Annotated in this window: 15 protein-coding genes; 2 read left to right on the top strand and 13 right to left on the bottom strand. The window is 48.4% G+C overall.

Annotation, left to right across the window (positions count from 1 at the left end):
• A partial coding sequence (locus tag IQ235_RS05955; protein ID WP_264320578.1) for a hypothetical protein occupies positions 1-990 on the bottom strand: 990 nt, incomplete at its 3' end.
• 361 nt (positions 991-1,351) lie between these two features.
• Between IQ235_RS05955 and fabG the strand changes: the two genes are divergently transcribed.
• Positions 1,352-2,047 carry a 3-oxoacyl-ACP reductase FabG gene (gene fabG, locus IQ235_RS05960; RefSeq protein ID WP_264320579.1) on the top strand — a complete coding sequence of 232 codons (696 nt, stop codon included), beginning with the start codon at positions 1,352-1,354 and terminating at the stop codon, positions 2,045-2,047.
• A gap of 15 nt (positions 2,048-2,062) precedes the next feature.
• On the opposite strand, the gene IQ235_RS05965 is transcribed toward fabG, so the two are convergent.
• From IQ235_RS05965 to rpmI, 8 genes are all read right to left on the bottom strand, one after another.
• The gene (locus IQ235_RS05965) at positions 2,063-2,482 is read right to left on the bottom strand and encodes a hypothetical protein (protein ID WP_264320580.1); all 420 of its coding nucleotides are present in this window, start codon (positions 2,480-2,482) and stop codon (positions 2,063-2,065) included.
• Complete coding sequence (locus IQ235_RS05970; protein ID WP_264320581.1) at positions 2,457-2,666, bottom strand: hypothetical protein; 210 nt, start codon at positions 2,664-2,666, stop codon at positions 2,457-2,459. Before IQ235_RS05970 ends, IQ235_RS05965 begins: the two co-directional genes overlap by 26 nt.
• Positions 2,667-2,800: 134 nt before the next feature.
• Complete coding sequence (locus IQ235_RS05975; RefSeq protein WP_264320582.1) at positions 2,801-4,417, bottom strand: glutamate synthase-related protein; 1,617 nt, start codon at positions 4,415-4,417, stop codon at positions 2,801-2,803.
• A gap of 295 nt (positions 4,418-4,712) precedes the next feature.
• Complete coding sequence (locus tag IQ235_RS05980; RefSeq protein ID WP_264320583.1) at positions 4,713-5,177, bottom strand: hypothetical protein; 465 nt, start codon at positions 5,175-5,177, stop codon at positions 4,713-4,715.
• Positions 5,178-5,303: 126 nt separating this feature from the next.
• Positions 5,304-5,837, bottom strand: a complete 534-nt coding sequence (locus IQ235_RS05985; protein ID WP_264320584.1) for a tetratricopeptide repeat protein — start codon at positions 5,835-5,837, stop codon at positions 5,304-5,306.
• Between the two features lie 235 nt (positions 5,838-6,072).
• Positions 6,073-6,969 (bottom strand): transporter substrate-binding domain-containing protein, encoded by an 897-nt coding sequence (locus tag IQ235_RS05990; protein WP_264320585.1) that lies wholly within the window; start codon positions 6,967-6,969, stop codon positions 6,073-6,075.
• A gap of 32 nt (positions 6,970-7,001) precedes the next feature.
• A complete protein-coding gene (rplT, locus tag IQ235_RS05995; RefSeq protein WP_264320586.1) occupies positions 7,002-7,352 on the bottom strand; it encodes a 50S ribosomal protein L20 in 351 nt (116 codons plus the stop codon).
• A 49-nt stretch (positions 7,353-7,401) separates the two neighbouring features.
• On the bottom strand, positions 7,402-7,602 hold the full coding sequence (gene rpmI / locus IQ235_RS06000) for a 50S ribosomal protein L35 (protein WP_264320587.1): 201 nt from the start codon (positions 7,600-7,602) through the stop codon (positions 7,402-7,404).
• Between the two features lie 185 nt (positions 7,603-7,787).
• Between rpmI and IQ235_RS06005 the strand changes: the two genes are divergently transcribed.
• Complete coding sequence (locus tag IQ235_RS06005; RefSeq protein ID WP_264320588.1) at positions 7,788-8,180, top strand: hypothetical protein; 393 nt, start codon at positions 7,788-7,790, stop codon at positions 8,178-8,180.
• A gap of 125 nt (positions 8,181-8,305) precedes the next feature.
• Here the strand turns inward: IQ235_RS06005 and IQ235_RS06010 are convergent, their stop codons facing one another.
• From IQ235_RS06010 to IQ235_RS06025, 4 genes are all read right to left on the bottom strand, one after another.
• Positions 8,306-9,190: a DUF4340 domain-containing protein gene (locus IQ235_RS06010; RefSeq protein WP_264320589.1), complete on the bottom strand. Its 885-nt coding sequence runs from the start codon at positions 9,188-9,190 to the stop codon at positions 8,306-8,308.
• A 5-nt stretch (positions 9,191-9,195) separates the two neighbouring features.
• A complete protein-coding gene (locus IQ235_RS06015; protein WP_264320590.1) occupies positions 9,196-11,220 on the bottom strand; it encodes a GldG family protein in 2,025 nt (674 codons plus the stop codon).
• 311 nt (positions 11,221-11,531) lie between these two features.
• On the bottom strand, positions 11,532-12,329 hold the full coding sequence (locus tag IQ235_RS06020) for an ABC transporter permease (RefSeq protein WP_264320591.1): 798 nt from the start codon (positions 12,327-12,329) through the stop codon (positions 11,532-11,534).
• Between the two features lie 40 nt (positions 12,330-12,369).
• A partial coding sequence (locus IQ235_RS06025) for an ABC transporter ATP-binding protein (protein WP_264320592.1) occupies positions 12,370-13,263 on the bottom strand: 894 nt, incomplete at its 5' end.

Genomic DNA, 13,263 nt, shown 5'->3' on the forward strand with positions numbered 1-13,263 from the left:
GGGTACAATATCGTCGATTGTAATTAGTCGATCTCCAGGACCGTAATACCAAAAAACTCGCCATGCACTTGGAGTTTTATTTTCGATATATGCTTCCCACATATCTTCTCCAGAAGGACCGAACTTACTATGAATTTTATGGGTGTGCAGCCCAGGGTAATATAAATTATTCATCATATTTTTAAGTGTTTTATAGACTTTTTTATATCGTTTTTTATCTTTATGATATAGATTGCAAATTTGCTTAATGGCACTACCCGATAGAATAAGAATTCGCGAATTTAAATCTTTTACTTTTCTTCGATGATTCCGTTGTATGAGTCGAGTCTGTTTCTGAAGATTTTGGTCTTGTTTCTCTATACTTTTGATGTCTCTCGCAGTCTCTTTATAATTTTGAAGGAGTTGTTGGCGTTGTTGCTGAAGCTGTTGGTATTGAGTTTCTAGGCTTTGGATTTCTGCTTCCGTTTCTTGAGAGTTTTGGTGAAGTTGTTGGAATTGAGTTTCTAGGATTTGGATATCGGTTTCGAGATCTTCACAATTCTGCCAGAATTGTTGATGTTGGGTTTCTAGACTTTGAAGTTCTCTTTCGGTATCTTGGTGGTTTTGGAGGAGTTCTTGGCGTTGTCGCTGAAGCTGTTGGTACTGGGTTTCTAAGCTTTGGATTTCCGCTTCCGTTTCTTGAGAGTTTTGGAGGAGTTCTTGTTGTTGGATTTCTAGGCTTTTAATGTCTGTTTCGGCATCTTGGCAGTTTTGGCGGAGTTGTTGGCGTTGTTGCTGAAGCTGTTGGTATTGAGTTTTTAGAGTTTGGATATCTGTTTCGGTATCTTGGCAGTTTTGGTAGAGTTGATTTTGATATCGTTGTATTTTTCGATTTTTATCTTCGGCTTGCAACAGTGTTTCCCAATTTACATCTTGGATTGGGCTTCGATCGAAAGAATAAATATATTTATTAATTTGTTTTATTTTGATATGTTCGTAGAATAGTCGCATGCTTGTAGCGTTATCAAATCTTGATAAATCTCGACTTAATTTCCAAAAATCTCGAAATAGATTGAAGATGTTGCTTGAGATACCTCTAAATGCAATTTCAAAGTATGAAAAACAAATTCCGAAGCTAAATAAGGTAATCTCTAAAAGGTCTTTAACGATCGTGAAAAGAGTTTTCATGCGCCCTACAATACCCCGACTCACTCTTTTCAGTTTATAAAAAAATAATCGATCGTGCCAAATGAGGTGCAAAACGAACACCAACGAACTCCGGTATTTTCGGAAGACTAAAAGATTGAAGAGTGGGACGGAGTAGGATACATTTTGAGTAGAAAATCAGGAGCCGATCGGGGAGGAAAACAAGATGCAAGGAAAACGAGTATTGCTTACTGGAGGTACGGGGGGTCTGGGTTTGGGCGTAACGCAAGTGGTGCTCGATCGCGGTGCGGATTTGACCCTAACCTACGTCAAATCTCAAGAGGTGACGCGACTCAAACAAACCCTCTCCCCGGAGGATTTCTCGCGCGTTCGATTTGTGGAGATCGATTTACTCGACGAGAAAGCTGTCGAACAACTCGTCAACGATATGGAACGAGTGGACGTACTCATTCATTTAGTGGGCGGATTCTCGATGGGGAAAACCCACGAGTACGATTTTGACGATTGGAAGCAGGACTTTGACTTGAATTTGAATACGACGTTTCTCGCCTGCAAGCATTGTTTGCGGAAAATGCGAGAACAGGCCTACGGACGGATCGTGACGGTGGGTTCGCGAGGGGCAGTGGAACCAAGTGGGGAGATGGCGGCCTATTGCGCCTCGAAAGCAGCCGTCGTAGCTTTCACAAAAGCGATCGCGGCGGAAACCAAAGGAACCAACATTACAGCCAATGTCGTCCTTCCCAGCATCATCGATACTCCTAGCAATCGAGAAACAATGGGAGAGGAAAATGCCGATACCTGGGTGAAACCGCAATCTTTGGGTGAGGTTATTGCATTTTTGGCAACGGATGCTGCAAAGGACATACGCGGTGCGGCGGTTCCGGTGTACGGCAGTGCATAAAGTAAAGCTCTAAAGTTACCGTACGTCGGCGCTGAGGCTGTATTCCGTATCGTCGATGGCGACTACCTCTAGAGAGTAAACCCCGGATTCGGGCAGAGCATCGCCTTCTAACCAACTGCCGGATGGGGTAAAAACGTACGTCTCGACATTGCCTTGGGCGACTAACTTCAAGCGCTGTCCGGCTTTCATGCGCATCTCGAAGGGCTGCACTTGTCCCGCTTGCAGATATCCAGCCGACTCGGTAGTATAGCCGCCTCGGGTGAGTAAGGTTTTGCTTGGTAAAACGGCAGGTTCGCTGGCGATCGCAGATGCTTCTAGGGTTTGGGCATCGTACTGGGGTTCGGAGTCCTGGTATCTGCGATTATTGCTGTTGACGCTGATGCTGGTTTCTTCGATCGCCGTATCCCACTCAAAATCGCCCCAAGGGGTACTCATCGTTCCAGTACAACCACTCGTTGCGATCGCGATCGCACAGCAAATTCCAATCCGATACCATCTTCGAGGGAAAATACGATGCGAAAACTGGAGGTGGGGAGAAGGTGAAGTTTCGTTCATGGGTTTGTAAGCTGCGTGCATAAAGACGATCGCCCTGTGTGGCATCTTTATAGGATACCGACATAACTCCACCTTCTCGGGAATCAATTCCGCGATCTCCTCAGGCGAAAGGAGAATAGCCAACAGTCATCGGTGGGAAAAAGGCAAGAATTCAGCTTCAATAGACTCGATCCCCCTTCCCACCTGATTTCTCTACCCTTATTCCAAAGGCATCGCTCCCCCGTATTGCACCCCAGACAAATAAGCCATATCCCGCTTCCAAGTCGTCAGATCGTCGGGACAGAACTGATTGAGATGCGTGTGTCCGCAGGCGCGGGCGAGCACCTGCATCAACTCCACCGATGCCCGGAAAAAGCGATCGAGACGTTCTGCCGCCTCGTCGATAACTAACCGCGCTCGCAAATGCTCTTTCTGGGTGGCAATTCCCACGGGGCAGTTATTCGTGTGACACGCCCGCATCGCCAAACAACCGATCGCCTGAATCGCAGCATTCGAGAGGGCAATCCCATCTGCTCCCAGTGCCAGAGCTTTGGCAAAATCGGCCGGCGTTCGCAGACCCCCCGTCACAATTAACGTCACCCCTTCAGCTCCTTGCTTGTCCAAGTGGCGGCGCGCCCGTGCCAAAGCCGGAATCGTGGGGACGGAGATATGGTTGCGGAAGAGTAGCGGTGCTGCCCCCGTTCCGCCGCCGCGACCGTCTAAGATGATGTAATCGACCCCAATTTCGAGAGCCGCATCGATGTCCCGTTCGATGTGCTGCGCCGAAAGCTTGACCCCAATGGGAATTCCACCCGTGGTATCGCGTACCGTGCGGGCAAATCGGCGAAAGTCTTCCACCGACTCCCAATCCGGAAAGCGAGCGGGAGAAACAGCCGATTCCCCTTCCTCAAGATCGCGCACTTCGGCAATTTTTTCGGTGACTTTGTGTCCGGGTAAGTGTCCGCCCGTGCCGGTTTTTGCCCCTTGTCCGCATTTGAAATGGAATGCTTGCACTTGCATCAGCTTGTCCATCGAGAAGCCGAATCGTGCCGAAGCCAGTTCGTAGAAATAGCGGCTGTTGGCCGATTGTTCTTCCGGCAGCATTCCCCCTTCCCCAGAACAAATCCCGGTTCCAGCCAGTTGGGCCCCTTTCGAGAGAGCAACTTTTGCTTCCTCCGATAGCGAGCCGAAACTCATGTCGGAGACGAATAGGGGAATATCGAGTTTTAGAGGTTGTTTGGCATTCGGTCCGATGACGAGTTCCGTTCCCACCTCCACATCATCGAGCTTGGGAAGTCGGGCAAGCTGGGCCGTCATGAATTGCAAATCGTCCCATTGAGGCAACTCCGGCGCGGGAACACCCATGGCCGCTACTGGACCGTGATGGCCGGTTTTGGAGAGTCCGCTCGCGGCTAGTTGTTGGATGAACGAGTTGTGGGGTTCGTCGGAAGTTCCGCTGGGGTCGGCATATTGACCCTGATATGCATCCCGGTTATAGGGTTGGGGATTTTCTCGCTTCCAAGCGATAATTTCATCGGCATCGACGTATAAATTGTCGTTTTCGACCCAAGCTTGGAATTTGTCGAGATATTCGCTGTTGTTATAGGCGCTGACTCCCGTCTTGAAGCGATAATCCCATTGGTGAAGACCGCAGAATAGGTCTTCACCTTGGATCGAACCATCGGCCATCAGCGCACCTCGGTGCTTGCAGCGTCCGTAGAGAACGGAAACATTATCTTCCCAGCGAACGATAACGAGATCGACACCTTCGACTAATGCCCCGACAGGCTGCCGTTGAGGGATTTCGCCCCAAGCGGCAATTTTGACTTTATTCATCAGTTGTTGAGTTGGAATAGGTTTGTGATGGCGATCGCTTCTGAAAATACAGTCTGATGTCGTATCCTGAAGCGATGGGATGCTCGATCGAAATCCGTAGGAATAACTCTGTAGCCCTTGCAGGATCTGGGCTAGAGATTCATTTTTCTAGATTTGATGCGATGTGCCACAACCGGCCTAAAACTCTCGATCTGACGGACTCAATAGCTGAACGATCGATGGGTTTCAAATAGCTCGAAGAACGTGAAATCGTCTGTTGGCAAGAAGGCACACACCAGATTTCCCGTTTATTAGTTTACAACACTTGATGGGTGTGGGAGTGCTGTTTGACGTTATCTTCGGCGGTGACGATATTTTCGGAATTCAGCACTCGCTTGCGTTCGACGGAATGATTGAAATCGTCGCAGGTTGTCCCCAGGGGAATGTGCTCTTGGGCTTCGGGGCGGCTTTTGTAAGTGCGGGCCGCCGAAAAAGCGCGATCGGCAAACTCATCGCAAAACTGAGCGGTTGCGGGGAAAACGGAGGGACGTTGCGGCTCATCTCCGGTCACGATTTCACCTAACGTGGTGCTGTAGGCAATTTCATAGGATGTGGGAATCTTTTTTAAAATGGTTTCGAGGGCGGCCGAAGGAATCGGTTCGAGAATTTGAACGGCCACGGTTTCCCCTTCCTCGCGGATGAAGCAAGTCGCTAAACCCACCACCACGTAGTTATCTGCGTTGAGATCGGGGGCATTGGGATAAGAGGTTGCTGTCGTCATGAGATTACGAGAGATTGGGACTATGGATTCGCTCGAATTGTAGCAAACCGATCGCCCTAAAACCATGGACGATCGTAATTTTTTAATAGCCGTTCTCGATCGCGATCGACTTTGACCGAAGTTTGCCTATCCTTGGGAAGAAACCAATCGCCTCTTGAGAGATGCCGATCTCTTCTTGGCAATCGCATTTTTAGGTTCGTATTTCAAGACTTTCTCGTAAGCTTCGAGCGCTTGAGATTCTAATTTTTTACGCTCGTAGGTAAATGCCAAATTGTTGAGTGCTGTTGGATATTCTGGCTGTAGTTTTAAAGCGTCCTTATATTGCCGCATGGCAATATCGTACTGTTCTTGAGCTGCATAAGCAAATCCTAAAGCGTTATGAACGATTGCTTTATTTTCATCTCCTTTCATATCTTTTGATTTAATCGCTTTTTGTAATTGAGCGATCGCTTGAGAATACAGCTTTTTGTCAAGTAATATACTTCCTAGCTCGTAAAAATCTTTAGCCGTTCCATCTCCTTTCGCGACCTTCTTTTGTAACTTTGACAAACGACCTTCTATACGTCGGGTCACAAAAATTTGCCGCACGACGGCGATTGCCGCTCCACCCAACAAAACAATTAAGATAACGAGATAAATCGTTACAAGATTAGTATCCATCGCTATTTACAGTAATTTCTAAGGGATTTGGTTTAAATTTGCTCTTAAGTTAGCTTTAAATTTTTCCAGTTTCTAGTCTTTTGTCAAGATTGTTTCGATAGATAGAGAGTACGAGTGCGCCCGCTGGCAACGGGAGCAAAACACTCCCATTTCTAGCCCTCATTTCAATCTCGATAGACTCTAGATTCCCACGATCGAACGCCAGGTGGTCAATCTTTTATATCTTTTTATATTTTTAAAACTCGAACCGATCGCGTTCTCCGTCCGAATGCCATCGTACTTCCTCCTCTTGGGGTAGCGGCAAACCCCACTCTGTGGCTTTCTCCCGCAGCCATCCCGAGGCGATCGAGCGTTCGATCGCGTCCCGAATCGATCGTCGCAGATCGTCGTACTGCAACCCCTTGGGCATCACCACGCACAGCGGTTCGAGAGAGAGTTGGAACTCAACCAAGCGATACTGGGGAAATTCCTGTACCCATCCCGCTAAGACGGTGGTATCCCCCGCAAAAGCATCCACTTCCCCAGCTTCTAAGAGGGCTTTTCCCGCTTCGTAAGAGTCAACAGCCACCAAGTTGGGATTGGAGATAAAGTAACGTACGGCGGCAACGGTGCTCGATCCATCGATGGCGGCGATCGTCGCGTCGTTCAAGTCCGCCGGGGTAATACTTGCAGCATCTTGCGCCACGGCATCCAACATGACGAATGTTACCCCATCGAAATAGTACGGCAAGCTAAAATCCACCAGGCGCGATCTCGCAGCGGTTGCCGTCACCCCGGCAATGGCAAAATCGACCTCCCCATCCATAACCACTTGCAACCGTTCTCGGTTGGATACTGGTTGAAAGACAACGGCATCGCGATCGCCTAATATATCTTCCGCCAACTCCCGCGCCAAATCGATTTCGAGTCCTTGCAGTTCTCCGGTGCGATCGCGAAACCCCATCGGCCGCAGGTTATCTTTAACTGCGACAACCAAATACCCTCGGGTAACGATCTCCTCGAAGGTGGCGGCAGGACTGGGATCGATCGCCAAAAACTGCACCCCCATCAAGGCGATCGCAAAAGCGAAACCCAGACAGAGGTGCAAAAGAAATCGGGGAATAGAGAATCGAGAACCGACTGGAAACATCATCTCTCCACCTCCTCCCTCTAAGGTTGCGTCGGTTAGGCTTGTTTTGCCACCTCAACCACTTTGGTAAACGTATCCGGATCGAGAACCGCCAGTTGAGCAAGCATTTTCCGGTTAATTTGCACGTCCGCTTTTTTGAGATGACCGATGAGCTGGGAGTAGCTCAAACCATTCTGACGAGATGCGGCATTAATGCGGGTAATCCACAGGCGACGAAAATCCCGCTTGCGCTTGCGGCGATCTCGATAGGCATTACACAGTGCCTTCATCACTTTTTGGTTGGCGGTGCGGAAGTTCTTCGAGAGGGTTCCGCGAAACCCTTTTGCCATTTTGAGGACTTTTTTGCGGCGCTTGCGGGCCACATTACCGCGTTTGACTCTTGTCATTGTAAGCGTGCTCCTAAAATTACTGTGAGAATGATGAGACCTTCACGATCTACATGTAAGGCATCATCAAGCGGACGTTTTCCTCATCGCTACGATCGACGGTGGTTTTACCGCTCAGTCCGCGCTTGCGCTTAGAACTTTTATGCTCTAACAGGTGATTCTTGAATGCTTTGCGACGGGCTATTTTCTTACCGCTGCCCGTGGCTTTGAAGCGCTTGGCGGCGGATTTGCGGGTCTTTAATTTTGGCATGGACCTGGCTTTGGTTCGACACAATCTTTAATATTACTTCCAATATAGGGTTTTATACAAGGCAAACTCAAAAAGCACCTCGGAAAAATTAAAATTTGATGAGAGAAAAGGCGTTCAAATTCGATAATTTCTGATAATATTTAACATAACGACACTAAAATACATAGAACTCTAAGGATTATCCCATGGCAGATTCTTTTTACCTCGAACCCGATGACTCCAAAAGCCTAGGCGATATGGACTATATGCGCACGGTTAAGCGAGTTCGGCGAACCTATGCCAAATATAAGAACGGCCAGCAGGGTGGCATGAAAACCACAAAATCCGTGTCGGCAACGGATAATGCCTGGTCTGACGATAACGGATTCAACAATAGCTCTTCGTTTAGCTCCTCGTCGGAGTCTAGCACGACTTCTAGCAATGGTAGCAGCACCAGTAGCTGGAACTCCAGCTCTAGCAGTACCAGTAGCTGGAACTCTAGCTCTAGCAGCTCTAGCAGCTCCAGCAGCACTTCTCGCCGGAGTCCGGATACCGGCATGGATATGTTCCGGAAAATGGCGAAAGATATGAAGCGCTAGTAACAATGCTTTACTTCACTTGACTGAATTTAATATTAAGTCAAGTGAACATCGTTTTTGAAAGCGGTATCAAGTATTTGATACCGCTTCACTTTTGAGTTTTTAAAGAGCTATTGAACTGGTATTTATTCGAGATCGCTTTCTGAATCTGAGGTGGTTGATGGTTTTGAAGGTGACTCAGAATTTTCCAGTTCTTCAGGTTGTGGAGTGGGTTCGGTGGTTTCTATCTCGGGCGTTTGGGTGGATTCTAGCGGTTCTTCGATCGTTTCAGTGGCCTCGATTTCTTCAGAATTGGTTGGAGTTGGAGAAGCTTCAGATTCTGGAATGACTTCTATTTCGTTAGCATCTGTATCTGCCGGTTCCGAAGTCTTGAATGGGGTTGGGGAGACAACAGGAGCAGGTGTTTCTTCTCGATCGGATTGCCATTCCGAAAGCGATCGATTGACACTATTTTCTAAATTTGTCGATACCAGTAAAACCGATCGAGCCGTCGTTTCTTCCGCTGGTAAATCGGCGATCGCATAAACCAAACTTTCGCTAAAATCCCGTTTTCCCAACTGAATTTGATGAATGGTCTCATCATCGAGTTTGACTTCAATTTCTGCTTGGGGTTCGTCGAGTCCGTATTCCCCGAGTTCGCTGGCGGCAACCGAGAGGATGCGATCGCTATTTGCATTCACCAGCGCATCACTCAAAAACGACACGTAAGCTTCCTTTGCCGGGATGGGTGTCTTTTGAATTTCCGACTGATCTGAAGCCTCTAAAACTTGGAATTGCCAGCGGAATTCCGTAGAATCTTCCTCTGGTGGGAGTCGATCGAATTGCAAGGTGCGATCGGGAGTTTCGACCGTTAGGGAGGTGACGCGATCGACTTCAAAATCGAAAACCTGCCGTTCTTGCAATTCGGCCGCTTGGCGTTCGGGAGCGATCGTTCCCTCATAGACTGCAACACCCGTCGCCAAAACCAATGCCACCGCAAATAAAATCTGGGTTGATTTCTTAAATTTCATCTAAATTATCTCCGACCCCACCAAATAAGACCACTTGCGGTTAAACCCATTACGGGAAAGATCGCGATCGTCGCCATTAAAATTCGCGCCTGCTTTGGCGTTATCGGCAACGTTCGATTGTTCGGTTCTCTGGGTCGAATCGAGAGCAGTTCTTCGTTTTCTTGACTCAACCAATTCACCGAGTTGACAAACATATCCCCATTGAGGGGAATTTGCTCGAACAAACCATTGGTAAAGAAATCCGAGTCTCCCAGAACGATTAAGCGAGATTCTTTAGGTACGTCCTCAGTCCTTGCGTCTGGAGTTTCGGGTGCTTCTGGAGATGCTGTATTGTTTTCGTTCTCCACGACATCAGTCTCGGATTCTGCGGTTTCAGATTCTTCTGTAGGTTCCATTCCGACCGCTTCTGTCTCAGTTCCCTCGGTCTCACTGGCGGCAGATTCCTCGAGTGTTTCTACCTCCGCAGCTTCGGATTCTGCGGTCTCAGATTCTTCAGTGAGTTCTGTTTCCGTTGCGGCAGATTCCTCGAGTGTTTCTACCTCAGCGGCATCGGATTCTGGTATCTTAGATTCTTCCGTAGGTTCTGTTTGCGTCGTTTCTGTTTCAGTTACTTCCGAATCGCTGATTTCAGATTCTGCGATTTCAAATTCCTCTGTGGTTTCCGTTTCCGTCGTTTCGGCATCGCTTGTTTCCGATTCCTCCGCGTTCTGGTCAGTGTCCGAAGTCTGTACCGCATCGACCTGAACTTCTCGATTCAATGCCACTCCCAACACCAAAGGCCCACGTCGATCGGGTTTGATGTCTCCATCTTCGGTGATATCGAACTTCCATTCCGGGCCTTGGTCTAGATTGCTTTCGGCCCAACTCGCGTCGGAAGTAAAGAGCAGGGGAGCGGCATCAACCCCTTCGATATCTTCAATCTCAAACGATCGCACCAAAGGATATAGGGAGTAATCTTCTCCAAAATCTTGGGTAATGGGATGCTCCCCGTAGTCGATCACCAGCGGTGCTTGGGGGCCGAACCCTTCTACCCATCGATCGGGATCGACGGCAAAGCGATCGTCGGTACGAATTCCCCAGTCATCGAGCAACGGTTGAAGTCCCGAATCCGAATTGGGGTCGATCGCCACCAGAAGGTTCCCACCTCCATCGAGATAGGCTTGCAAAGCCTTAACTTCCGACTCGAACAGCTTCGATGTCGGGCCGGCGACCACCACCAAAGTAGCATCGTCGGGAATTCCCGATCGTTGAGTCAAATTCAGGGATTCCACGGCATAACCCGCTCCTTCCAAGGCTTGCGTTGCCGCCGAAATGCCACCTCGCTCGGCTTGGAAGGGTTGCTCTCCATGACCTTGGACGAAATAGGCCGTCGGCTGTTTTGCGCTACTTAATTGAGCGAGGCGATTGGTAAGGGTGGTTTCGGAAATCCCTTCTGTCTGGATATTCTGCAGAAGCTGTTGTCGATCGCCTGTCTCGAGAAACATATCCCCGAGCTGGTTGACGTTAAACTGTTCGGCCAGTGCCGGTCTTTTTTGCAAATCCACGTATTCGTAACTGAAATTGCCATCGCTCAAACGCTGGTAGTTGTCGAGCAAGGTGACATCAGTACCGCTTTTTTGAGGACTGAAAATCCAAATTTTGACCGGTCGATCTAAGTTTTGTACCACCCGTTCGGACTGAGGTGCCAGGGTCAGTTGTTGATTTTCGGTTAGGTCGAAGCGCAGAAAATAGCGATAGCCTAAAAAGTTAATCAGCCCTAGAATTATCGCGATCGAGAGGGTAGAAATTAGAGCGTTCGTTCCCACTTCTGTCGATCGGCGCGACCAAAAACCTTGGGTGCTGCTAACTTGATAAATCACCCACCAGCCAATTATCACCAGTCCCGAAATAATTAAGCCGAGGGGAACGGGAACCCACTCACCGGATACCGCACCGGCAGACAGTCCGGCAACTGCTAAAATAGGGCCGAGCCAAAATAGATATTGCCAATATTTTTTAACAAACTTACCACCAGTGATTTTGGTCTTCATATCGAACCAAGTCAAGAAATGAATTAACGTAGAAAACCGTCAAAGTAGACATTCAAGTATAACTTTCCCCGTTCTCGCGCACCCACACCTAATATCAAGTTCGGTTGAATACTTCTCATCGATCGTGAAGTGAGCAGTCTTGAGCTAGCGAAGCAGGCGTTGCTGGGGGAGAGAGTTAGAGAAGACAATCAGCAATCGCGCTTAATTAGAACTAATTATCTGAACTTGACATAACTGACCAGTCTTTAACTCGTGAAAGCTATGTTTGCTCTGCATTTTTAATTTTGCATTTTTAATTCCGCATAGCGGCACTAACTACGTCCAAATCTTAGTGCTTCGATCGATTGAGCGGTTAAGAAAATCCCTAGGAAAATATAGCTGGCAAAAACGAGGATGCTGCCCGTATCGATCAGACCCTGACTGAAATTAGAGTAATGTTTGAGCAAAGAAAGATGACCTAACAATTGTCCGAAAATGCCATCTAAACCATCAGAAATATCTTTGAATATCCACAAAAAGAATACTAAAAAAAAGGTGGAAATTGCTGAAAATATCGTGCTATCGGTCAAAGACGAAACGAACATTCCCAATGAAAAAACGCTTCCAGCTAGTAAAATTAGACCCAAATAACTGACAAAGGGAATGGTCATGGGCAGTGCGGGATTTGCTTCGCTAAAAGCGATCGCCTCAAAGAGCAAAAAAGGTAACGTAATGGTAGCATAAAACGTTAAAACCCCGAGCAACTTTCCCGTGGCAACCGCCCAGTTCGTAACTGGGGAAGTTGCCAAAAGCTCTAGAGTTCCTTGCTTGCGTTCTTCTGTATACAATCCCATCGACAGCATGGGTAAGAAAAACAGCGAAAGCGAACCCATAACATTCGAGAAAAACTGAAGAAACTGGTAGGGAACATCCACTGGATTGGCAATTCCCATTTGTTCTCGAATCGCAACCTGAGCCAAAATTCCACTAGGCCCGATGAGCAGGAATAAGAAGAAAAATCCAGAGATAAGCCAGTAAATACTTGCGATCGCCCAGGCTAAAGGAGACCCAAAGTAGCTTTGTAATTCTTTGCGGTAAATCGCGATAACATTCGCAATAACAACACCCATACTTTCTTTACCATCTCCGCTTTTACTCTCTCTTCGGCGATTAAGCGCGATCGTCGATCGCCTCTCCCGATTGTATCGAGGGTTCGTCACCTTCAGTAAAATCGGATTCACCTTCAACGTTTTCCAGTTCGAGAGGTTTTTCTACTCTGATTTCGTCAGTGACGGTCTCTTCGAGCTGGGTTTCGTCCCTCATTTCGTCAACAGGTGTTTCTACCGTAGGTATTTCGTCCGGTATCGCCTCTTGTGCTTGTGTTTCTTCCGTCGTCAGTTCTAAGAATACATCTTCGAGACTGGCCCGAACGCGCCGCATTTCGCACAAACCGAGTTTGGCTTCGACTACCCCATCGGCGATCGCGCGACCCGGTTCGACTCCCGGTTCGGCAATGACGCGAAATTTGTAGCGATGTTCGGGCAAACGGCGATCGGTTAGAACTTCTGCCGACTGAACTCCGGGCAAATTGCTCAAAAACGAACTCACCGCCGTTGCCACCCCCGGCACATCTCCTTCGAGTTCCACTTCGTAGGCCATTCCCCCCGTCAGCCGACCCATCAAATTCTCGATCGAATCCGTGGTCACCACTTGACCCCGTTTGACGATCGCCACCCGATCGCAGGTCATCTGCACTTCAGGCAAAATATGAGTCGAAAGAATAATCGTATGTTCCCCAGCCAAACTTTTAATCAGTTCTCGCACTTCGATAATTTGGCGCGGATCTAGACCCACCGTCGGTTCGTCGAGGATGATAACCGGGGGATCGTGGACGATCGCCTGGGCGATTCCCACCCGCTGGCGAAACCCCTTGGACAGCTTGCGAATCGGGCTTTTGCGCCGTTCGGACAAACCGCAGCGCTCGAGGGCCGAATTAACTCGGGTGGGACGCTCTGCCGCGCTCACCCCTTTAAGTTGAGCGACGAGATGCAAAAACCCCTCGAC

Origin of the sequence: Zarconia navalis LEGE 11467 (genome assembly GCF_015207075.1) — a bacterium.
Lineage (GTDB): Bacteria > Cyanobacteriota > Cyanobacteriia > Cyanobacteriales > Geitlerinemataceae > Zarconia > Zarconia navalis.

Coding starts and splice junctions, on each gene's coding strand:
- rplT (WP_264320586.1), bottom strand. CDS start 7,352: ATGACAAGAGTCAAACGCGGTAATGTGGCCCGCAAGCGCCGCAAAAAA.
- fabG (WP_264320579.1), top strand. CDS start 1,352: ATGCAAGGAAAACGAGTATTGCTTACTGGAGGTACGGGGGGTCTGGGT.
- IQ235_RS05990 (WP_264320585.1), bottom strand. CDS start 6,969: ATGATGTTTCCAGTCGGTTCTCGATTCTCTATTCCCCGATTTCTTTTG.
- IQ235_RS05985 (WP_264320584.1), bottom strand. CDS start 5,837: ATGGATACTAATCTTGTAACGATTTATCTCGTTATCTTAATTGTTTTG.
- IQ235_RS05970 (WP_264320581.1), bottom strand. CDS start 2,666: ATGTCGGTATCCTATAAAGATGCCACACAGGGCGATCGTCTTTATGCA.
- rpmI (WP_264320587.1), bottom strand. CDS start 7,602: ATGCCAAAATTAAAGACCCGCAAATCCGCCGCCAAGCGCTTCAAAGCC.
- IQ235_RS06015 (WP_264320590.1), bottom strand. CDS start 11,220: ATGAAGACCAAAATCACTGGTGGTAAGTTTGTTAAAAAATATTGGCAA.
- IQ235_RS06010 (WP_264320589.1), bottom strand. CDS start 9,190: ATGAAATTTAAGAAATCAACCCAGATTTTATTTGCGGTGGCATTGGTT.
- IQ235_RS05965 (WP_264320580.1), bottom strand. CDS start 2,482: ATGAGTACCCCTTGGGGCGATTTTGAGTGGGATACGGCGATCGAAGAA.
- IQ235_RS06005 (WP_264320588.1), top strand. CDS start 7,788: ATGGCAGATTCTTTTTACCTCGAACCCGATGACTCCAAAAGCCTAGGC.
- IQ235_RS06020 (WP_264320591.1), bottom strand. CDS start 12,329: ATGGGTGTTGTTATTGCGAATGTTATCGCGATTTACCGCAAAGAATTA.
- IQ235_RS05975 (WP_264320582.1), bottom strand. CDS start 4,417: ATGAATAAAGTCAAAATTGCCGCTTGGGGCGAAATCCCTCAACGGCAG.
- IQ235_RS05980 (WP_264320583.1), bottom strand. CDS start 5,177: ATGACGACAGCAACCTCTTATCCCAATGCCCCCGATCTCAACGCAGAT.